Consider the following 20,309-nt stretch of genomic DNA (forward strand, 5'->3'; position numbering starts at 1 on the left):
GCTTGCCGGCGATGACCAGCTCGGTGCCCTCGGCTTCGGCGACCTTGGCCAGGATCTTCGCCACCGCCAAGGGCTCGATGTCCTGATGCACGTCATCGGCGGCCACCACCAGGATCGCCCGGTCGGCGCCCATGGCCAGCGCGGTGCGCAGCGTCTCGGCCGCCTGCTTGACGCCGATGCTGACCGCGATCACCTCCTCGGCCTTGCCGGCTTCCTTCAGACGGATCGCCTCCTCCACCGCGATCTCGTCGAACGGGTTCATCGACATCTTCACATTCGCCAGATCGACACCCGTGCCATCCGCGCGAACCCGCGCCTTCACGTTGTAGTCGATCACCCGCTTCACTGGCACGAGGATCTTCATCGGCCTCTCCCCTTTGGTTGCGTCACCTGTTCGGAGGGTTTGTTAGCGGGCCGTCGGCGGCAATGACAGGGAAAAAACGACCGTAACGCGTCGTAACATTTCCATTCCGCCATGTTGTCGCTAACGGCTGGCTCCTGGCACCCACAGGATATCCTGCGCGCCGTTTTCATTGGCGACGCGCCCCGCCACGAACAGCCAGTCCGACAGGCGGTTGAGATATTTCACCGCGGCGGGATTCGCATCCTCGGTCGCTGCCAGCGCCACGGCGGCGCGCTCGGCCCGCCGCGCCACGGTGCGCGACAGGTGCAGATGCGCCGCGAGCGCCGAGCCGCCCGGCAGGATGAAGCTGCGCAGGGCCGAAAGCCCGGCATTCATCGCGTCGATCTCGGATTCCAGCCGCTCGACCTGGGCGTCGATGATGCGCAGCACCGGATAGGGCGCCTCAGCATCCTCGTCCATGCGCGGGCGCGACAGGTCGGCGCCGAGGTCGAAAAGGTCGTTCTGGATCACCGCGATGCGCGCCGCGATCTCGCCCGTGGCATGCAGGCGGGCAAGGCCCAGCGTGGCGTTGAGCTCGTCCACCGTGCCGTAAGCCTCGACCCGCTGGGAGTGCTTGGGCACGCGCTCGCCATTGGACAGCGCGGTTTCGCCCTTGTCGCCGGTGCGGGTGTAGATCTTGTTCAGCACGACCATCGGCTAGCTCCTGACCCAGAGATAAAGCAGGAAGACCGCGATGGCGATGGCCTGGGCGATGATGCGCCAGCGCATCATGCGGTTGCCGTGCTTGCGGTTGAATTCGCCGCCGCGCGCGAAGCCGCCGATGCCGGTGGCCAGGATCACCACCACCGCAAGGCAGCAGATCGCGAGCAGGTAGAACAGCGGTTTGTCATGCATGGGCGGGCCCTTTCGGCGCGAAGCCTAGCTGCGGCGCGCGAACCAGTCCAGAGCGCGCGTGGAAAGAAGCCGTCGCCCGATGCCCGAGACATGGGTCGGCGTGGTGACGTAATAGCGCGGGCGGGGCCTCGGGCTTTCCAGCGCCTGGGCGATGCGGGCGCTGACCGCCGCGGGCGGCAGTTCGAAGCGGTCCTTCTTCGCGGCCGGTTCGTAGAGGCGCTTCAGCAGCGTGCGGCGGTATTGCTCGGCGCGCGGGCTCGACTGCCAGTCGATCCAGCGTTCGAAATGCGGGATCGAGTTCAGCCGGATCTTCGTGCCGATGGGACCGGGCTCGATCAGGATGACCTTGACCCCGGTATCGGCCATCTCGACGCGCAGCACGTCGGTCAGCCCCTCCAGCGCGAATTTCGTCGCCACATAGGCGCCGCGCCAGGGGATGCCGACCAGGCCCAGGACCGAGCTGATGTTGACCACCCGCCCGCCATGCGCGCGGAAATGCGGCAGCAGCCGGCGCGTCAGGTCATGGGTGCCGAACAGGTTCGCCTCGAAGATCGCGCGGAGCGCGCCGCGCGGCAGGTCCTCGGCGGCGCCGGGGATGGCGAAGGCGGCGTTGTTGACCAGCGCGTCGATGCGCCCCAGCGCCAGCGCGGCTTCGGCGCAGCGGGCCACGCTGTCCTCGCAGCCCAGTTCCAGCGGCAGGGTGTCGAAGCCCTCGGCGCGGCGGGCCTCGATATCCTCGGGCTTGCGGCAGGTGGCGATGACGCGCCAGCCGCGCCCGCGCATGTGGCGCGCCGCGTCCAGCCCGATGCCCGAGGAACAGCCGGTGATCAGAACGGTCTTCATGCGCGCCTCCTTGCCGGCGGTTTTGCGCCAAGGCCGGGCCTTGCGCAAGCCGCGCATTTCCGGCTGGACCGGGGCGACGCGCGGGCCTATTCAATCGGCCATGTCCGACGATCCGAACCTTCCAGATCCGACCCCGCCCGATCCCAGCGCGGATCAGACCACGTCCGAGCCGCTGTCGCGCGCCATCGGCGAGCGCTACCTGACCTATGCGCTGTCGACGATCATGAACCGGGCGCTGCCCGATGCCCGCGACGGGCTGAAGCCGGTGCATCGCCGCATCCTGTTCGCCATGCGCGAACTCAGGCTTTCGCCCAGCGGCGCGTTCCGCAAATCGGCCAAGATCAGCGGCGACGTGATGGGCAATTATCACCCGCATGGCGATGCCGCGATCTATGACGCGATGGCGCGCTTGGCCCAGCCCTTTGCCATGCGCTATCCGCTGGTGGACGGGCAGGGCAATTTCGGCAATATCGACGGCGACAACCCTGCCGCCAGCCGCTATACCGAGGCCCGCCTGACCGCTGCTGCCGAGGCGCTGATGGAGGGGCTGGCCGAGGACGCGGTCGATTTCCGCCCCAACTACGACGGCACGCTGGAAGAGCCCATCGTGCTGCCCGCCGCCTTTCCGAACCTGCTGTGCAACGGCGCCTCGGGCATCGCGGTGGGCATGGCGACCAACGTGCCGCCGCACAACCTGCACGAGGTGATCGACGCCTGCCTGCATCTGATCAAGGCGCCGGATGCCCGCGACGACACGCTGGTCAGCATCATCCCCGGCCCGGATTTCCCGACCGGCGGCGTGCTGGTCGAATCGCGCGAAACCATCGCCGAGGCCTACCGGACCGGCCGCGGCAGCCTGCGGCTGCGGGCGCGCTGGTCGGTCGAGGATCTGGGCCGCGGCCAGTGGCAGGTGGTCGTCACCGAGATCCCCTATCAGGTGCAGAAATCCAAGCTGATCGAGCGGCTGGCCGAGGTGATCCAGCTGAAGAAGGTGCCGATCCTGGCCGATGTCCGCGACGAATCGGCCGAGGACATCCGCATCGTGCTGGAGCCGCGCACCCGCGCCGTGGACCCCGAACAGCTGATGGCGGCGCTGTTCCGGGTCAGCGACCTGGAGGTGCGATTCGGGTTGAACATGAACGTGCTGATCGACGGCCGCGTGCCCAAGGTCTGCTCGCTGAAAGAGGTGCTGCGCGCCTTCCTCGACCACCGGCGCGAGGTGCTGGTGCGGCGCTCGAATCACCGGCTGGACAAGATCGCGGCGCGGTTGGAGGTGCTCGAAGGCTACATGATCGCCTTCCTGAACCTCGACCGGGTGATCGAGATCATCCGGCACGAGGACGATCCGAAGGCGGTGATGATCGCCGAATTCAGGCTGTCCGAGGTGCAGGTCGAGGCGATCCTGAACATGCGCCTGCGCGCGCTGCGCCGGCTTGAGGAAATGGAGCTGCGCGCCGAGCACGAGAACCTGACCCGCGAGCGCGAGGGCCTGGCGGCCATGCTGGCCGACGAGGGCGCGCAATGGGCCAGGATCGCCGAGGAGCTGCGCGAAACGCGGGCCAAGTTCGGCAAGTCCGCCCCCGGCGGCCAGCGCCGAACCGAGATCGGCGAGGCTGGCGAGGTGGCCGAGATCGACATGGATGCGATGATCGAGCGCGAGCCGATCACCGTCATCCTGTCGAAGATGGGCTGGATCCGCGCCATGAAGGGCCATCAGCCGCTGGACGCCGAGGTCAAGTTCAAGGATGGGGACGGTCCCTTCATGGCGATCCATGCCGAGACCACCGACAAGCTGATGGTCTTTGCCGCCAATGGCCGCTTCTACACCCTGCCGGCGAACAGCCTGCCCGGCGGGCGCGGCATGGGCGAGCCCTTGCGGCTGATGATCGACCTGCCCAACGATGCCGCGGTGATCGATCTCTTTCCCTGGCGCGAGGGCGAGCGTTACCTGGTCGCCTCGAAGGCCGGGGACGGGTTCATCGTCGCCGCGACCGACATCCTGGCGCAGACCCGCGCCGGCAAGCAGGTGCTGAACGGCGCGGCGGCGCTGTGCCGGCGCGTGACCGGCGACCACGTGGCGGTGGTCGGCCAGAACCGCAAGCTCTTGGTCTTCCCGCTGTCGGAACTGCCGGAAATGGCGCGCGGCAAGGGCGTGCGGCTGCAGAAATACAAGGATGGCGGCCTGTCCGATGCGATCTGCATCACCCTGGCCGAGGGGCTGCGCTGGCAGGAAACCGGCGGCCGGACGCGCAGCGAACCCGACCTTGCCGCTTGGCTCGGCAAGCGGGCGGGCGCAGGCTACATGGCGCCGCGCGGCTTTCCGCGCGACAACAGGTTCAACTGAGAAAGGGCGGGTCTGGTCCCGCCCTTTTCGCTAGCTGTTCACGCTCGGCGCGGGGGCCGGGCTTTCGGTCGGCGTGGTCGCCGCCGTTTGGTCGCTGGAGACCTTCTTGTGGCCGGGGCAGTCTGCAAGCGCGGGAATGGCGACCATCGAGAAAGCCAGCGCGAGGGCGACGGTCTTGCTGATCATCATCGGCTCCTTCGTGCGGTTCAGGCATGCCGGACAGGCCAGGGCACGGGCCCGGCATGCCCCAGCCTGACATGCGCGGGCGATTCGATCAATTCCGCCGCCTATTCCTCACGAACCTGTTTGCGGCCGGTAATCATCGGCCGCACCAGATCCTCGCGTTTCCAGTAGCGATAGAACAGGATCACCGCGACATGCAGCAGCACCAGGACCAGAACCAGATTGGCGCCCAGGTTGTGCCAGCCCACCGCCTTGGAGCGCGTCGTGCCGCTGACATAGGAGGCCAGCGGGCCGACATTGATATAGTCGTCGGGATCCGAGATCAGCCCGCTGCTGACCTGCGCCGCCAGCACCGCCAGCATGGCGAGCACCGACAGCGCGCCCAGCGGGTTGTGGCCGGGCCAATAGCTGGGCTCGCGCAGCAGCAGGCCGCGCATATAGCCGGCGATGGCCCCCGGTCCCCGGATGAAATGCGAGAACCGCGCCGGGGCCGGACCGACGAAGCCCCAGACCAGGCGAAAGACCAGCAGGCCCGCCACGACATAGCCGCACCAGAAATGCAGCGTCATCTTGGCCGGGCCGAACTGGCCCAGGCACCAGGCCGCGATGACGAAAAAGGCCAGCAGCCAATGGAACCCGCGCAGCAGCGGATCCCATAGCCGGACCTCGCGCACCGGGCCTTTCATCAGCTCTTTTCGCGGTAATTGTCGTGACAGGCCTTGCAGGCGCCGCCCAGTTTCTGCACCACGGCACCGACCTCTCCGGCGCCGCCCTTGACCGCATCCGAGGCGCCGGTCGCCGCCTCGCCCAGCCCGGCGAATTTCGTGCGGAAATCCTCGGGATTGGACCAGATGTCGGGCTTGGCCGCGCTGTCCTGGGCCTCGGCCGAACTGCTGCCCTCGACGAACAGGCTGGGCAGGTCGTATTGTGTCAGCGCCTCGATATTGGCGGCGGCGCGGCTGGCCGCGGCCTCGTCATAGGCTAGCTCGCCCTTGGCCATGCCCGAAAGCGTGCCCATGTTGATGGCCAGCATCTGATAGAAGCCGTGCCGGGCCTCGATGGCTTGCGTGACCGGATCGTCCTGGGCCAGGCTGGCCAGCGGAACCGCAGCAAGGGCGGCGGCAGTGAGAATCAGGCGCATGTCGTCGTTCCTTTCTTGTGGCATAGGGCTGCAATCGGGTTCGCGCCGCGTCAGAGTTGCACAGCCTGCTGCGCCTGCCAACGCATGCGCCGATGCCATTTTCGTGAAAACCCATGGCCGGGCGGGGTTTACCGTTCGCCGAACCGTGGTTTTTTCACCGCCGGCCCGCCGCGATGGTCAGGATTTGGGCAAAGCCGCTCCTATCCCGGTTGCGCAGTGCTGCGGGGCTTGCGCCCGGCCGCGCCGTGGGTGCAATCTGAACTGGACGGGGCAGTATCCCGTTACCCCGCGCCGCACGGGGTGCTTCATGAGCGACCGCCGTCCATGCCGCGTCTCCTCCCTCCGCGTGGGCATGGGCGGCGGCTTTTCAGCCTGCCGGGATGCGCAGCTTCAGGCAAAGGCGCAGCCGGCCGCAGGGCCGGGCGTCCGTGATCCAGCCATCCGCCGCCGCCAGATAGGCGCGGATCGTGGCCGCGATGTCGCCGGCATCCGCGGGGCGCAGGCCGTGGAACAGATAGGCGCCGCGCCCCGGCGCCTGCAGGGCCATCAGCACCGGCCGGGCGTCGCGGGCGTGCAGGGCGGCGCGGCGCAGGGCGATGTCCGGGCCAAGCCTGCGCAGCGTGTCGGCCAGGGCATCGGCCAGCGCGTCGGCCTCGGGGCCCGGCGGCAGGGTCAGCGTGACCGGCATCGGTCCAGCAGATAGATGTCCATGATCCAGCCATGCTCGGCCCGTGCCCGCGCGCGGGTCTCCAGGATGCGCCCGGCGACCTCGGGCAGCGGTCCGCGGATCAGGATCTGCTCGCGCATGCCCAGGAAGGCACCCCACCAGATATGCAGCCCCTGGGCGTCCAGGTTTTGGAACGAGCATTCGCCGTCCAGCATGACCACCAGCCGGTCCACCGTCTCGGGCCAGCCATGGTCGCGGATCTGCCGGCCGGTGGTGATCAGCACCGGCGCCGCTACCGCGTTCAGCGGTATGGCATGGGCGGCGCAAAGCGCCTGGATGGCGGTGATGCCGGGGATCACCCGCAGGTTCAGCGGCAGGCGCCGCGCCACCCGTTCCGCGATGCGCAGCGTGCTGTCGTAAAGCGAGGGGTCGCCCCAGACCAGCAGCGCCGGGCGGATGGCGCCATGGGCGCGGATCACCTGTTCCCAGCGGGCGGCGATGGCGTCGTGCCAGGCCTCGACGCCCTGGCGGTAGCCGTCCGAGACGTCGCGCGTGGGCATGTCGAACACCGCCAGCGGCGGCGGGCTGGCCAGAACCTGCCGGCAAAGCGCGCGGCGCAGCTCGGCCAGGTCGGCCTTGTCCCCGCCCTTCGAGGGGATCAGGATCAGGTCGGCATCGGCCATGGCGGCGATGGCCTCGCGCGTCAGGTGGCCGGGGCTGCCGGTGCCGATGCCGATCAGCGCAAGCTCGATCATGGCGCCGCTCCGATCAGGTGGAAGAAGCTGCCGGTGGCCTGGCCGCGGCACGAGCCGGTCTCGGGTACCGCATCGCCATTGGCGTCGGTGACGCAGGCCAGCGGTTCGTCGGGCTGGGCCAGGATGGTGGCATAGTGGAACTCGTGCCCGGCCAGCGGCTGGCGATAAAGCCCGGTCAGGGGCTCGGCCCGGCGATAGCCCAGGTGCATCCGGCGCTGCGCGTAGCTGGTCTCCAGCCCCAGCAGCCCGGCCATCTGATGCCGTGTGCCCTGGGCATCGACCAGCCCGGCGCCCATGGCCATGTAGCCGCCGCATTCGCCATGCACCGGCCGCGTTTCCGCAAAGCGCCGCAGCCCGTCGTGGAAGCGGCCGGCCGCGGCCAGCCGGCCCGCATGCAGTTCGGGATAGCCGCCGGGCAGCCAGCAGGCCCCGGCGCTGTTGTCCGGCGCCTGATCGGCCAGCGGCGAAAACGGCAGGAGCGTGGCCCCCGCCGCCCGCCAGCCGGCAATGAGATGCGGATAGACGAAGGAAAAGGCGTCATCCTGCGCCAGCGCGATGCGCTCGGCCGGCGGCGGCAGCGGGCGAAAGGGTTCCGCCGCGATCCCGCCCGCGGCGGCAGCGACGATGGCGTCAAGGTCCAGGTGCCGCGCCGCCGCCTCGCCCGCCGCCGTCAGCAGCGCCTCCAGCGCGGCGTGCTCCTGTGCCTGGACCAGGCCCAGGTGCCGCTCGGGCAGTTCGATCCCGGCCTCGCGCGGCAGCACGCCCAGCACCGGGATCGAAAGCTGGTCCAGCGCGTGCCGCATCAAGGCTTCGTGGCGGGGCGAGGCGACGCGGTTCAGCACCACCCCTGCCAGATGCACGTCGCGGCGCATCTCGCGGAATCCCAGCGCCACGGCACCGGCGGATTGCGCCTGGCCCTTGCAATCCATGACCAGCAGCACCGGCCAGCCGGTCAGCGCGGCGATATCGGCGCTGGCGCCGTTGCCGCAGCCGCCGGCGCGCGCCACGCCGTCGAACAGCCCCATCGAGCCCTCGGCCAGCGCGATATCGGCGTCCGCGGCCGTGCCGATCAGATGCGCGATCTGCGCCCGGTCCATGGCCCAGCTGTCGAGGTTATGGGATTCGCGTCCCGCCGCGGCGCGGTGAAAGGCGGGGTCGATATAGTCCGGCCCGCTCTTGAAGGGCTGCACCACCAGACCGCGCGCCCGCAAGGCCGCGATCAGCCCCAGCGTGACCGTGGTCTTGCCGCTGCCCGAGGCGGGGGCGCTGATGACCAGCCCCTTCATTCGGGAAACCGCGGTGCGGTGCCCACGGGGCGGAAGCGGCGGTCGTAATCGCCGGCATAGAGGCGGCTTTCGTCGAAGCCCTCGGCCGCCAGTGCTGGGCCGACCAGGATCAGCGCCGTGCGCTCGCCTGCGCCGATGCCGGGGTCCAGCGTGGCCAGCGTGGCGCGGATGATGCGCTGGTCGGGCCAGCTGGCGCGGAACACCACCGCGACCGGGCAATCCTCGCCGTAATGCGGCACCAGCTCCGCCTGCACGCGGTCCAGCACATGCACCGACAGGTGGATGGCCAGCGTGGCGCCGGTGGCGGCGAAATTGGCCAAGGTCTCGCCCTCGGGCATCGAGGAGGCGCGGCCCGAGGTCCGGGTCAGCACCACCGATTGCGCGATGCCCGGCAGGGTCAGCTCCGCCCCCAGCGCCGCGGCGGCGGCGGCAAAGGACGGCACGCCCGGCGTCACGTCATAGGGGATGCCGAGGTGGCGCAGCCGCCGCAACTGCTCGCCCATGGCCGACCAGACCGACAGGTCGCCCGAATGCAGCCGCGCCACGTCCTGGCCGGCCTGATGCGCGGCGGCGATCTCGGCGATGATCTGGTCGAGGTCCATCGGCGCGGTGTTCACGATCCGCGCGCCGGGCGGGCAATGGCTCAGCAGCGCCTGGGGCACCAGCGAACCGGCATAAAGGCAGACCGGCGAGGCGGCGATCAGGTCGCGGCCGCGCAGGGTGATCAGGTCGGCCGCACCGGGGCCGGCGCCGATGAAATGGACGGTCATGCGGGGTCTCCTTCTGCGATGGCGGCGGTGGCCATGCCGTCTTGCGAGATGACGCGCGGCGCGGTGATGCGCGCGCCGGGGCCGAGGGCGGCCAAGGCGGCGGCCTCGGCCAGCGAGCCGGTGCCGTGGCGCGCCAGGATGCGCGGCGATCGGGTGGGGGTGGCGATGCCGGCGACCTCGACGGCGATCAGCGGCAGGCCGGTCCGGGCGGCCAGCGCCCGCATCACCGGCGCATCCGCCTTGGCCGGGCTGGTCGCCAGCGCATCCGCCGAACCGGCGCGGGCCAGCGCGTCGGCCAGCGAGGCGAGGCTTGCCGCCCGGCGAAAGCCGATGCCCGCGACCCTCATGGCCAGCTCCATTGCGTGACGCTGCGCGCCGGGGTCCAGCCGCGCATCCGGCCCAGCGGCGCGGCCTCCTCCAGCGCGATGCGGGTCAGGCTGCCGCCGCGCGCGGCGTGGAGCGCGATCAGCAGCGCCTCGGTCTCCAGCGTCACCGCGTTCACCGCCAGCCGGGCCGGGGGCAGGGCGTCGATCAGCGTGGCCGAAGCGCCGCCGCCGATGAAGATTGCGTCGGGCGGCGGCAGGCCGGCCAGCGCCTCGGGTGCGGTGCCATGGATGGCGCGCATCCGGCCGGCCAGCCCGAACGCCTCGATATTCGCGGCGATATTGGCGATGCGGTCGGCGCGGGGCTCGATGGTCACGGCATGGCCGCCGTTCAGGCACCATTCGACGCTGACCGAGCCCGAGCCGCCGCCGATGTCCCACAGCATCTCGCTCCCCCGCGGCCCCAGCGCCGCCAGCGTCATCGCCCGGATGGCGCGGCGGGTGATCTGGCCGTCATGGGCGAAGCTGTCGTCGGGCAGGCCGAAGCCGCGCGGCAGGCCCGCGCCCGGTGGCAGGTCCGCGCCATCCAGCGCCACCGCCACCGGGGCTGCGCAGCCCAGCGCGAAGCCCTGTGCCCGCGCGGCGCGGATGCGCTCGCGCGGGCCGCCAAGCGCCTCCAGCACCACCATGCGGGTCGCGCCCAGTCCCTGCGCCACCAGCCACTCCGCCAGGGCGGCCGGGGCGCCGCCGTCGCGCAAGAGGCAGATCGCCCGCGCGCCGCGCGCCATCACCGGGCGCAGCCGGGCAAGGGGCGCGGCATGCAGGCCCAGGCAGGCGATCTCCTCCAGCCGCCAGCCCAGCCTTGCGGCGGCCAGCGAAAACGTGCCGGGCGCGGGAAAGGCCCGCCATTCGCCCGCTTGCAGAACGGCGGCGATGCTGCCGCCGGCGCCGTGCCAGAACGGATCGCCCGAGACCAGCGCCGCCACCGCCCGCCCGCGCAGGGCCAGCAGCGGCTCCAGGCCGAAGGGCACCGGCCATTCCCGGCCCCGCGGCCCCGCGATGCCCGCTAGTTCCAGGTGCCGGGGAGCGCCGAAGACGATTTCCGCCCGATCCAGCGCATCGCGGCTTGCAGGCGGTAGACCGGCCGGTCCATCTTCGCCGATACCGATGATGGAAAGCCAGGGATCAGGCATGATGCGCATCCTTTTGCTGGGCGGCACCACCGAGGCGGGGGCCATGGCCCATGCGCTGGCCGAGGCCGGGATGGACGCGGTCTATTCCTATGCCGGCCGCACCAGGAAGCCGGTGGTGCAGCCCTTGCCCACGCGCATCGGCGGCTTCGGCGGCCCCGAAGGGCTGGCCGACTACCTGCGGGCCGAGCGAATCAGCCATGTCATCGACGCCACCCACCCCTTTGCCGAGGGCATGAGCCGCAATGCCGTCGCCGCCTGCTGCGCCACCGGCACGGCGCTGATCGCGCTGGAGCGGCCGCCATGGGCCGCAGAGCCGGGCGATCGCTGGACCCGCGTCGCCGATTACCAGGCGGCTGCCCGCGCGCTGCCGGGCGACGGTTCTGCGGTGTTCCTGGCCATCGGCCGGCAGAACCTGCAACCTTTCGTGGGGCTGAACCATGTCTGGATGCTGCGTTTCGCCGAGGTGGCGGCGCATCCCCTGCGCGATGCCACGCTGATCGTCTCGCGCGGGCCCTTCACCGTCGCGGGCGACATGGCGCTGATGCGGCGCCACGCCATCGCCCATGTCGTCGCCAAGAATGCCGGGGGCCAGGCAGCCCAGGCCAAGCTGGCTGCCGCACGCGCGCTGGGCCTGCCGGTGGTGATGATCGACCGGCCCGTGCTGCCACTGCGCCGCGTCGTCGCCACGCCGGCCGAGGTCATGGCTTGGCTTCATGGCGCGGATCGCGGGGTATAGACCCATTTGCCCACCCGCCGCGTGGCGCTGTTGCCCAGGATGATGACGCTGCGCATGTCGGCCATCTCGGGCCGCGCATCGGCCAGGGTGACGGTGCGGATCGCCTCGTCCGGGGTCGAGACGGCGCGGGCGAAGGAGATCAGCCGGTCGGGGCCGCAGCATTCGCGCAGGATCTGCAGGGCGCGGGCGAAACCCTCGGGCCGGGATTTCGAGCGCGGGTTGTAGAAGGCCATGGCGAAATCCGCCTCGGCCGCCAGGCGCAGGCGCTTTTCGATCAGCGGCCAGGGTTTCAGATTGTCCGACAGGTTGATGGCGCAGAAATCATGCCCCAGCGGCGCGCCGATCCGGGCGGCGGCGGCCAGCATGGCGGTGATGCCGGGCAGGATGCGGATATCGGGGGCCTCGCCACGCCCCTCCAGCGCCTCGAACAGCGCCGAGGCCATGGCGAAGACCCCCGGATCGCCCGAGGAGACCACCACGACCCGCTTGCCGTCCGCCGCCAGGTCCAGCGCGAGGCGGGCGCGGTCCAGCTCGACCCGGTTGTCCGAGGGGTGCAGCGCCAGCCCGTCGCGCGGGGCGACGCGGGCGACATAGGGGATGTAGCCCACGACATCGGTGGCCTCGGCCAGCGCCGCCCGGACCTCGGGCGTGACCAGCGCATCCGCGCCCGGCCCGAGGCCAGCCACCGCGACCCAGCCCGTCATTCGGCGGCATCCGCGGCGGAATCGGACAGCGGCCGGCGGCCGTTGCCATGCACCAGCACGGTGGCGAAATAGGGGCAGGCCTCCAGGTCGGCCTGCGCCAGGGGGGTCACGCGCTGGCTGGGCATGGTGCCGCGCTCGACCAGCCAGGCGTCGGCCATGCGCCCGGCCGAGGCCAGCGCGCGGGCGATCTTGGGCAGGTTGCGGCCGGTCTTCATCACCACCACCGCGTCGGCGGCGCGCATGTGGCGGGCCAGCTCGGCCTCGGGCAGGGTGCCCATCAGCACGGTCATGGCGTCGTCGCCCCAGGTCATCGGCTGGCCGATGGCGTTCCAGCAGCCGGTCATGCCGGGAATGCCGGGGATGATCTCGACCGGGACGATGCCTTGCAGCCGCGCGTGCAGATGCATGAACGAGCCGTAGAACAGCGGGTCGCCCTCGCACAGCACCACCACGTCGCTGTCGGTGGCCAGCCGCGCCAGCCGCGCGGTCCAGTCGTCGTAGAAGGCCGAGAGCAGGCGATTGTATTCCGGGCTGTCGAAGGGGATCTCGGTCGTGACCGGATATTCCATCGCATGTTCGATCACGTCCTGGGCCAGCAGTTCGGCCACGATGCGGCGGGCCTGGCCGGCGCGGCCCTTCTTGCGGAAATAGGCGATCTGCCGCGCGCCGCGGATGGCCCGGTCGGCGCGGACCGAGATCAGGTCGGGATCGCCGGGGCCGAGCCCGGCGCAGATGATCTTTCCGGTTTGGGGGCCCATGGTCATTCCTTCCGGCTGGCCAGCGCGTTGACGGCGGCGACGGTGATGGCCGAGCCGCCCAGCCGCCCGCGCACCACCAGCGCCGGTGCGGGCAGGTCGTCGATCAGCGCCGCCTTGGATTCCGCCGCGCCGACAAAGCCCACCGGGCAGCCGATGATCGCGGCCGGGCGCGGGCAGGCCGGGTCGCGGAGCATGTTGAGCAGGTGGAACAGAGCCGTCGGCGCATTGCCGATGGCGACCACGGCGCCATCCAGGTCGTCGCGCCACAGCTCCAGCGCCGCGGCGCTGCGGGTATTGCCCATCTGCGCCGCAAGGTCCGGCACGCGCGGGTCGTTCAGCGTGCAGATGACCCGGTTCGCGGCGGGCAGGCGGGCGCGGGTGATGCCCTCGCTGACCATGCGCGCATCGCAGAGGATCGGCGCGCCGTCCTCCAGCGCCTGACGCGCCGCCGCGGCCATGCCGGCCGAGAAGACCACGTCGCGTTCCAGCCCCACCAGCCCGGCGGCATGGATCATGCGCACCACCACCGGCTCTTCCTCGGCGGAGAAGCGGGCGAGGTCGGCCTCGGCGCGGATGGTGGCGAATGACTGCGCGTAGATCCGGGCGCCGTCGGTTTCGTATTGGTGCAGCATCGGGGTTCCCTGGGATTTTCGCGGCTATCTCATGCAAGCGGGCATTGGGCAAGGTCAGAGCGGGATGCGGTCGGGCGCCAGCCCGCCTTGCGCGGCGGGATCGCGGGTACCGCCGCCCCGGATCAGGTCGAAGCGGTCGGGCGCGGTGGCGACCAGCGTGATCGCGGCCGGCCCCCGATGCGCGCAGCCCTTGGCGCAGCCGCTGACATGCAGGCTTTGGCCGGGTTCGAGCCGCGGGGCGAGGCTGCGGGCCAGGGCGCGGACATCGGCCAGCGCCTGCGGGCAGCCGGGCGCGCCGGTGCAGGCATGGATGCGCAGCAGCGGATCGTCGGGGTCGAGGATGGCGCCCCGGATCCGCGGGCGGGTGGCGCCCTCGATCAGGAGCGCGCGCCAGGGGGTCAGCCGCAGCGGGCCGATGGCGGCGGCGGCGGCCAGCTGCCGGGGCGTGACCTGGCCGAAGGCGAAGCCCAGCAGCCAGCCGTTCGGTGCCGGGCCGGGGCCGGGCGGATGGGCGCCGGCGGTTCCGGTGGCGCTGTCGCAGGGGTATTTGGAAAACGGAAAGGATGCCAGCGGGGTCGCGCCATGGGGCAGGGCGGGGCTGCGGCGCAGGTGGCCGCGCATCCGTCCGCGGCCGTCCTGAACGCCGCCTTGCATGAACCAATGCGCCAGGGCGATGGCGCGGGTGGCGGCCTGGGCGGTGTTATCGGCCTTGAGCGCCCAATCGCCGCCGTCCGGCACGATCAGCCATCCCGGACCCTGCGGGCGCAGCCTGATGTCCGCGGGCGTGTCGGTCAGCACCGGCGGGTCGGCATCGACGGCAAAGCCGAACTTGCCGGGCACCTGCGGCGCATCGGGCGCGGTCATCGCCTGGGCGATGGCCTCGGCCAGTTGCCAGGCCGGGCCGCCCACCGGGGCGAAGGGCGACAGGATCACGTTGCGCCGCGCTTCGGATTCCGGGTCGTCGTCGATCAGGCCGATGCCGGCCAGGGCGGCGACGGTCGCGGCATGGCCGGAAGGGTCCAGTCCGCGCAATTGCAGGTTGGCGCGGCTGGTCAGGTCCATCAGCCCGTTGCCGTGCCGCGCCGATAGTGCCGCGATCAGCCGTGCCTGGCCCGGTTCCAGCCGACCGTTCCGTGCCCGGATGCGCAGGACCAGCCCGTCGCCCGATTGCATCGGCCGCAGGGCGCCGGGGCACCAGCCCTTGACCGTGAAGCTCATGGCGCCAGCTCCGCCAGCACCGAGTTGCGGCGGCTGACCCAGAGGCCCGATTCGAGCAGCCGCGCAAACAGCGCGCGCATGGCGGCGAGCGCGGCGGGGTTTTCGCGTTCCATGAAGGCCACGACCTCGGGCCGGCCCAGCGTCGCGTCGTGATAGAGGTCGAAGAGATGGCTGGGCACCACGCCGGCCAGATTGGCGAAGGCGGCCATGTGATCGAGCGTCGCCGCGATCTCGGCCGCGCCGCGAAAGCCGTGCCGCATCATGCCGTCGGCCCAGGCCGGGTTGGCGGCGCGGGCGCGGGTGACGCGGGCGATTTCCTCGGTCAGGGTCCGGGCGCGGGGCTGGCCGGGGCGGGTGGCGTCGAGGTGGTAGAGCGCGGGCGCCGGTGCGCCGATCCGGGCCATGGCGGCGGCGAAGCCCGCCTCATGCGCGGCATAGTCGCCGGCCAGAAGCAGGTCGGATTCCGGCAGATCCTGCGCGTGGACGAAGGCATCGGCCTGGGCCAGGCGGTCGCGGATCGCCTGCGGCTGGTGGGTGATCCGGCCATCGGCGCCGATGGCGTGGGAGGCGGCGGCCAGCCATGCCTCGCCCGCCGCCTGCCGGGCCTGATCGGTGAAGCTTTCGGCCAGGTTGGCGAGGCCGAGGCCGTAGAGCCCCGGTTTCGGGCCGAAGACGCGGGGGGCGCGGCTGCAGTAGGGATTGTCCGCCGGGGCTTCGTCGCGGGTGGAGAGCGCCTCGGCCCCGATCTCGAAAAGCTGCGCGAGGCCGGGGAAGATGTCGCGGAACAGGCCCGAGACCCGCAGCGTCACGTCGATGCGCGGCCGGCCGAGTTCGGCCAGCGGCAGGATCTCGATGCCCGCGACCCGCCCCGAGGCGCCGTCCCAGCGCGGGCTGAGGCCGGCGAGATGCAGCGCCATGGCAAATTCCTCGCCCGCCGTGCGCATGGTGGCGCTGCCCCACAGGTCGACGACCAGCCCCTTGGGCCAGTCGCCATGGTCCTGCAGGTGGCGGCGCAGCAGCTCCTCGGCCAGCTTCACCCCTTGCGCATGGGCATTGCGCGAGGGCACGGCGCGCGGATCGACGGCGAAGAGGTTGCGCCCGGTCGGCAGCACGTCCAGCCGTCCCCGCGCCGGCGAGCCGGAGGGGCCGGGCGCCACGCGATGGCCCGAGAGCGCCCGGGCCAGCCCCTCGGTTTCGCCAGGGGCGGTGCCATAGATGTGCAGCCCGTCGCCGAACCGGCTGTCCTTGAGATCGCAGAGGAAGCGGTCGATCAGCGGGATCGCCTCGGCGGCCGCGGCATCGGGAGGCAGGCCCAGGTCGGATTCCACCCCTGCCGCGCGGGCCTCGTCGCGGATGGCCGCGATCAGCCGGTCGCGGCGGCGCGGGTCCAGCCCGTCGGCGGTGGAATATTCGTCCAGCAGCCGCTCCAGATGCGCCAGGTTCTCGGGGATGGCGGAGTCGACCAGCGGCGGCGGCATATGGCCCAGCGTCACCGCGGACAGCCGGCGCTTGGCCTGCGCGGCCTCGCCCGGATCGTTGACGATGAAGGGATAGACCACGGGCAGGTCGGCCAGCAGCGCCTCGGGCCAGCATTCATCGGACAGCGCCACGGATTTCCCCGGCAGCCATTCCAGCGTGCCATGCGCGCCCATGTGGATCAGCACCTCCGCCTGCGTCCGCAACCAGAGGTAGAAGGCAACGTAGTCGTGGCGCGGGGTGCGCGTCAGGTCGTGGTAATCGTCGGCGCGGGTCTTCACCTCGCCGCGCTCGGGCTGCAGGGCGATCAGGTCTGCGCCGTGGCGGAGGGCGGCGAAACGGAAGCCCTGGGCCGGCGGCTCGCCCCATGCCGCCTGCAGGTCGTCCTGCAGGCGTCGGGGCAGGCGGGCCAGCGCCTGCCGGTAGTCCGAAAGCGGCCAATGGATGCGCTCGGCCATCAGCCGGTGGCCGAGGTCGTCATGCGGGATGCCAAGGATCGTGCCGCATGATGCCAGCGCGTCTAACCCCACGGCATGGGCAAGCTGATGCGCCTTGCCGGGATAGGTGGAGAGCACCACCGCCCGGCGTGTCGCCTGCCGCAGCCGGTGCCAGGCCGTGACCCGCGCCACCGCAGCCTCGATGCGGTCCGTGTCCGGGGCGTGGATCACGCGGGCGAATTGCAGGTCGGGGTCGCGCTCTTGCGGTTGCTTGAAGCTGATCGCGCCCAGGAAGATGCGGCCATCGACCTCGGGCAGCACGACATGCATGGCCAGATCGGCGGCGGACAGGCCGCGCTCCTCGGCTGCCCAGAGCGCGCGGGGGGCGGTGGACAGCGCCACCTGGAAGACCGGGCAATCCGCACCGTCGAAGGGCGTGGCGCCGGCATCGTCGCGGGCGGAAAAGGCGGTCAGGTTCACCACCGCGATAAGGCCGGGCAGGTGCGGCGCCAGCCACTCGGCAAAGCCCGGCGCCTTGAGCGAGGGCGCAAAGACCCCGGTCGCCGCCAGCCCCGCCGCGCGCAGGGCGCGGATCATCGCATCCACCGGCGCAAGGTCGGCGGCGGTCAGGTAGCTGCGATAGAAGCTGACCAGCAGGCCGGGCTCGGGGCGGTCGATCACGCCGCGGTCGGGGTCGTAGAAGCCGAAATCCGGGATCGCGGCCTCGCCACGGACCGGGGCGGCGGGCAGTCCTGCCGCCTGCGCCAGTTCCGCCAGTGCCATCTGCGCCGCGACCGCGCCGCCCTGGTCGCAGAGCGCCGAAAGCCGGCGCAGCAGCGGCACCGGCAGGGTCGAGAAACGGTCCAGCGTGGGATCAGGGCGCCCGTCCGCCGGCAGGAAGGCCAGCGCGATGCCGCAGCGATGGGCGAGGTCTTGAAGGCTGGCCACGCCATAGGGCCAATAGGGCTCGCCGCCGATCAGCCGGACCAGCACGGCGCGGGCGCCCGAAAGCGTCGCCTCGACATATTGATCGACCGAGACCGGGTGCCGCAGCGCCGCGAGGTTGCACAGCCGCAGCGTGGGCAGGCCGCCGGCCGCCCGGTGCCAGCCCGCCGCGAAAGCGCCGAGGTCGCTGTCGGAATAGGACAGCACCACCAGGTCGGCGGGGCTTTGGCCGGGGTCGGTCGGGACCTCGGTTTCCTCAAGCCCACGGCTTTCGCGGAAGACGACGTGCATGGCTTACGCGGCCAGGACCGCCCGGATCGCGGCCTCGTCGATATCGTCATGCTCGGCGATGACGACAAGGCGCGAGGCGCGGGGCCCGTCGCCCCAGGGCCGGTCGTATTGGTGCCGCACCCGTTCGCCCACGGCCTGGACCAGCAGGCGCATGGGCTTGCCGGCGACGGCGACATGGCCCTTGACGCGCAGGATGTTCTGCTCGCGCGCCAGCCGCTCGATGCGGGTGGCAAGCTCGCCGGGGTCGGCGATCTCGGCCAGCTCGATCACCACCGAGTCGAAATCGTCATGTTCGTGGTCGTCGGCGCCGTCGTGATGGCTGGGGCGGGCGGCAAGGTCGTCCTCGGCCGCCGCGCCCAGCCCAAGGATCACCCGCGGGTCGATCACCCCATCGGTCAACGGCAGGATCGGCAGCTTGCGCGGCGCCTCGGCCTCGATCACCGCGCGGGCGGCGGCCAGCCCGTCCTCGCCGGCCAGGTCGGCCTTGGACAGCAGCACGATGTCGGCGCAGGCGATCTGGTCCTCGAACACCTCGGACAGGGGCGTTTCGTGGTCGAGGCTGTCGTCGGCGGCGCGCTGCGCCTCGACGGCGGCCTCGTCCGGGGCGAAGCGGCCGGCAGCGACGGCTTCGGCATCGGCCAGCGCGATCACCCCGTCCACGGTGATGCGCGAGCGGATGGCGGGCCAGTCGAAGGCTTTCAGCAAGGGCTTGGGCAGGGCAAGGCCCGAGGTCTCGATCAGGATGTGGTCGGGTTTCACCGGCATCGCCATCAGCCGCTCCAGCGTCGGGATGAAATCGTCGGCCACCGTGCAGCAGATGCAGCCGTTCGACAGCTCCATGATGTTCTCGGCCGGGCAGTTCTCGTCGGCGCAGGATTTCAGGATCTCGCCGTCGACGCCCATGGTGCCGAATTCGTTGACCAGCACCGCCAGCCGCTTGCCCTGCGGGTTCAGCATCAGGTGGCGGATCAGCGTGGTCTTGCCGGCGCCGAGAAAGCCGGTGATGACGGTCACGGGGGTCTTGGTCAGGTCGCTCATTTCTTATCCGATCGGGGGAATGCGCGCGAGGCTGCGCTTGCGGAAAATCGTGACGCGCTCGCGCCAGGGCACGATGCCGTCGGGGGCCTGGGCATAGGCGGCGGCGCCTAGCAGGATCTCGGGGGCGTCCTCGGCCGACATGCGGCCATAGACATAGGTCCAGCGGCCCGGCGCCGACAGCGCGATGGCGGCGCCGCTGGCGCAGGCGGACAGGCATTCGACCGGGACGATGCGCACGCCATCCGGTGCGCCTTCGGCTGCCAGCGCGTCATGCAGCCGCGCGCCGGGCACCGGCTCGCCCTCAAGCACCGGCTGGCCGGCGCGGCAGGTGATGCAGACATGCAGCGTGACTGTCATGCGCCCTTCATCCCTCAAGGCGGCACGAGGCAGGGGACCAGCGCCCAAGCCCCAGCGGGAACACCCCGTCCGCCGGTCAATCCTTCGCGCGCTGGCAGGTCTCCCGGCTTGCGGATTCGGGCTTTGGCCCACGGCCGCCCCGCCTTCCCGGCTTTCGCCAGTGGCCATGGGGCGACCTTTCCGGTCACGGTCGCGGGGGCGGCTGCTTCCAGGCGGTTGCCTGTCGCATTCCCTCTTCGCCTGTCGTAGGACAGGAACCAGCGCCCCCTGTCTGTGCGCGCCCGGTCCCGACTTGTCAAGCGAAGGAGTGCCCGATGCAGACCGACGACAACGCCCGCCATGCCGAGAAGATGGCGAAGATCAAGGCTGCCCGCGACCGGATGATGGCCGAGAAGCAGGGCGAGAAGGGCCTGGTCATCGTCCATACCGGCAAGGGCAAGGGCAAGTCCTCGTCCGGCTTTGGCATGATCCTGCGCTGCATCGCCCATGGCATGCCCTGCGCGGTGGTGCAGTTCATCAAGGGCGCCTGGGACACGGGCGAGCGGCGGCTGCTGACCGCGCATTTCGCCGGTCTGTGCCAGTTTCACGCCATGGGCGAGGGCTTCACCTGGGAGACGCAGGACAAGGCGCGCGACATCGCCGCCGCCCGCGCCGGTTGGGAAAAGGCCAAGGAACTGATCCGCGATCCGCAGATCCGCATGGTCCTGCTGGACGAGATCAACATCGCCCTGCGCTATGACTACCTGGACCTGGACGAGGTGCTGGACTTCCTGCGCAGCGAAAAGCCGCCGATGACCCATGTCGTGCTGACCGGGCGCAATGCCAAGCCGGAACTTGTCGCGCTGGCCGATCTTGTGACCGAGATGGAGCAGGTCAAGCACCCCTTCCGCGACGGCATCAAGGCCCAGCCTGGGGTGGAGTTCTAGCCCGTTTCCTGTCATCTGCCGCTGGTGC

At 71.1% G+C, this 20,309-nt stretch carries 22 protein-coding genes, 1 pseudogene and 1 riboswitch; of the genes and pseudogenes, 3 read left to right on the top strand and 20 right to left on the bottom strand.

Translation table 11 applies throughout. The features are described from left to right. The 4 genes and pseudogenes from ACDP63_RS04625 to ACDP63_RS04640 form a co-directional block, all read right to left on the bottom strand. Positions 1–364: pseudogene (locus ACDP63_RS04625) on the bottom strand (electron transfer flavoprotein subunit beta/FixA family protein); the annotation flags it as partial. Between the two features lie 120 nt (positions 365–484). Next, positions 485–1,057 carry a cob(I)yrinic acid a,c-diamide adenosyltransferase gene (locus tag ACDP63_RS04630; protein ID WP_024843071.1) on the bottom strand — a complete coding sequence of 191 codons (573 nt, stop codon included), beginning with the start codon at positions 1,055–1,057 and terminating at the stop codon, positions 485–487. Between the two features lie 3 nt (positions 1,058–1,060). Beyond that, complete coding sequence (locus tag ACDP63_RS04635; protein ID WP_024843070.1) at positions 1,061–1,258, bottom strand: twin transmembrane helix small protein; 198 nt, start codon at positions 1,256–1,258, stop codon at positions 1,061–1,063. Between the two features lie 24 nt (positions 1,259–1,282). Beyond that, positions 1,283–2,101: an SDR family NAD(P)-dependent oxidoreductase gene (locus ACDP63_RS04640; RefSeq protein WP_028709887.1), complete on the bottom strand. Its 819-nt coding sequence runs from the start codon at positions 2,099–2,101 to the stop codon at positions 1,283–1,285. A 100-nt stretch (positions 2,102–2,201) separates the two neighbouring features. On the opposite strand from ACDP63_RS04640, the gene parC reads away from it, so the two are divergent. Beyond that, a complete protein-coding gene (gene parC, locus ACDP63_RS04645) occupies positions 2,202–4,445 on the top strand; it encodes a DNA topoisomerase IV subunit A (protein WP_024843068.1) in 2,244 nt (747 codons plus the stop codon). A gap of 30 nt (positions 4,446–4,475) precedes the next feature. Here the strand turns inward: parC and ACDP63_RS04650 are convergent, their stop codons facing one another. The 9 genes from ACDP63_RS04650 to cbiE form a co-directional block, all read right to left on the bottom strand. Continuing rightward, the gene (locus ACDP63_RS04650) at positions 4,476–4,631 is read right to left on the bottom strand and encodes a hypothetical protein (protein WP_170160870.1); all 156 of its coding nucleotides are present in this window, start codon (positions 4,629–4,631) and stop codon (positions 4,476–4,478) included. Between the two features lie 101 nt (positions 4,632–4,732). Continuing rightward, entirely contained in the window at positions 4,733–5,314 is a 582-nt protein-coding gene (locus tag ACDP63_RS04655; RefSeq protein WP_024843067.1) for a cytochrome b/b6 domain-containing protein, read from the bottom strand. Beyond that, a complete protein-coding gene (locus tag ACDP63_RS04660) occupies positions 5,314–5,769 on the bottom strand; it encodes a c-type cytochrome (protein ID WP_024843066.1) in 456 nt (151 codons plus the stop codon). The genes ACDP63_RS04655 and ACDP63_RS04660 overlap by 1 nt, the downstream gene beginning before the upstream one ends. Before the next feature lie 367 nt (positions 5,770–6,136). After that, positions 6,137–6,457 carry a DUF1636 family protein gene (locus ACDP63_RS04665; RefSeq protein ID WP_024843065.1) on the bottom strand — a complete coding sequence of 107 codons (321 nt, stop codon included), beginning with the start codon at positions 6,455–6,457 and terminating at the stop codon, positions 6,137–6,139. Further along, positions 6,442–7,191, bottom strand: coding sequence for a precorrin-6A synthase (deacetylating) (gene cobF / locus ACDP63_RS04670; RefSeq protein ID WP_024843064.1), 750 nt, complete (start codon positions 7,189–7,191; stop codon positions 6,442–6,444). The genes ACDP63_RS04665 and cobF overlap by 16 nt, the downstream gene beginning before the upstream one ends. Continuing rightward, positions 7,188–8,477, bottom strand: a complete 1,290-nt coding sequence (locus ACDP63_RS04675; protein WP_024843063.1) for a cobyrinate a,c-diamide synthase — start codon at positions 8,475–8,477, stop codon at positions 7,188–7,190. Before ACDP63_RS04675 ends, cobF begins: the two co-directional genes overlap by 4 nt. After that, on the bottom strand, positions 8,474–9,247 hold the full coding sequence (gene cobM, locus ACDP63_RS04680; protein ID WP_024843062.1) for a precorrin-4 C(11)-methyltransferase: 774 nt from the start codon (positions 9,245–9,247) through the stop codon (positions 8,474–8,476). Before cobM ends, ACDP63_RS04675 begins: the two co-directional genes overlap by 4 nt. Continuing rightward, positions 9,244–9,594 (bottom strand): cobalamin biosynthesis protein, encoded by a 351-nt coding sequence (locus ACDP63_RS04685; RefSeq protein ID WP_024843061.1) that lies wholly within the window; start codon positions 9,592–9,594, stop codon positions 9,244–9,246. The genes cobM and ACDP63_RS04685 overlap by 4 nt, the downstream gene beginning before the upstream one ends. Next, positions 9,591–10,763, bottom strand: coding sequence for a precorrin-6y C5,15-methyltransferase (decarboxylating) subunit CbiE (cbiE, locus tag ACDP63_RS04690; RefSeq protein ID WP_024843060.1), 1,173 nt, complete (start codon positions 10,761–10,763; stop codon positions 9,591–9,593). Before cbiE ends, ACDP63_RS04685 begins: the two co-directional genes overlap by 4 nt. A 1-nt stretch (position 10,764) precedes the next feature. Here cbiE and ACDP63_RS04695 point away from each other — a divergent pair, with 1 nt between their 5' ends. After that, positions 10,765–11,499, top strand: a complete 735-nt coding sequence (locus ACDP63_RS04695; protein WP_028709888.1) for a cobalt-precorrin-6A reductase — start codon at positions 10,765–10,767, stop codon at positions 11,497–11,499. Here ACDP63_RS04695 and cobJ read toward each other — a convergent pair. The 7 genes from cobJ to ACDP63_RS04730 are packed head-to-tail and all read right to left on the bottom strand — an operon-like array spanning position 11,475 to position 19,355. Continuing rightward, on the bottom strand, positions 11,475–12,203 hold the full coding sequence (gene cobJ, locus ACDP63_RS04700; RefSeq protein ID WP_024843058.1) for a precorrin-3B C(17)-methyltransferase: 729 nt from the start codon (positions 12,201–12,203) through the stop codon (positions 11,475–11,477). The genes ACDP63_RS04695 and cobJ overlap by 25 nt on opposite strands. Then, a complete protein-coding gene (locus ACDP63_RS04705; RefSeq protein ID WP_024843057.1) occupies positions 12,200–12,961 on the bottom strand; it encodes a precorrin-2 C(20)-methyltransferase in 762 nt (253 codons plus the stop codon). The genes cobJ and ACDP63_RS04705 overlap by 4 nt, the downstream gene beginning before the upstream one ends. Positions 12,962–12,963: 2 nt before the next feature. Next, positions 12,964–13,593, bottom strand: coding sequence for a precorrin-8X methylmutase (locus tag ACDP63_RS04710; RefSeq protein WP_028709889.1), 630 nt, complete (start codon positions 13,591–13,593; stop codon positions 12,964–12,966). A 54-nt stretch (positions 13,594–13,647) separates the two neighbouring features. Further along, positions 13,648–14,811 (bottom strand): precorrin-3B synthase, encoded by a 1,164-nt coding sequence (locus ACDP63_RS04715; RefSeq protein ID WP_024843055.1) that lies wholly within the window; start codon positions 14,809–14,811, stop codon positions 13,648–13,650. Further along, entirely contained in the window at positions 14,808–17,960 is a 3,153-nt protein-coding gene (gene cobN / locus ACDP63_RS04720) for a cobaltochelatase subunit CobN (protein ID WP_024843054.1), read from the bottom strand. Before cobN ends, ACDP63_RS04715 begins: the two co-directional genes overlap by 4 nt. A gap of 3 nt (positions 17,961–17,963) precedes the next feature. Next, the gene (cobW, locus tag ACDP63_RS04725; protein ID WP_024843053.1) at positions 17,964–18,998 is read right to left on the bottom strand and encodes a cobalamin biosynthesis protein CobW; all 1,035 of its coding nucleotides are present in this window, start codon (positions 18,996–18,998) and stop codon (positions 17,964–17,966) included. Positions 18,999–19,001: 3 nt separating this feature from the next. Beyond that, positions 19,002–19,355: a DUF1636 family protein gene (locus ACDP63_RS04730; RefSeq protein ID WP_024843052.1), complete on the bottom strand. Its 354-nt coding sequence runs from the start codon at positions 19,353–19,355 to the stop codon at positions 19,002–19,004. A 75-nt stretch (positions 19,356–19,430) separates the two neighbouring features. Beyond that, positions 19,431–19,632: riboswitch (cobalamin riboswitch) on the bottom strand. Between the two features lie 37 nt (positions 19,633–19,669). Here ACDP63_RS04730 and cobO point away from each other — a divergent pair. Further along, a complete protein-coding gene (gene cobO / locus ACDP63_RS04735) occupies positions 19,670–20,281 on the top strand; it encodes a cob(I)yrinic acid a,c-diamide adenosyltransferase (protein WP_024843051.1) in 612 nt (203 codons plus the stop codon). The last annotated feature ends 28 nt before the right edge of the window (positions 20,282–20,309 follow it).

Origin of the sequence: Paracoccus sp. P2 (assembly GCF_046335115.1) — a bacterium.
Taxonomy (GTDB): Bacteria; Pseudomonadota; Alphaproteobacteria; order Rhodobacterales; family Rhodobacteraceae; genus Paracoccus; species Paracoccus pantotrophus.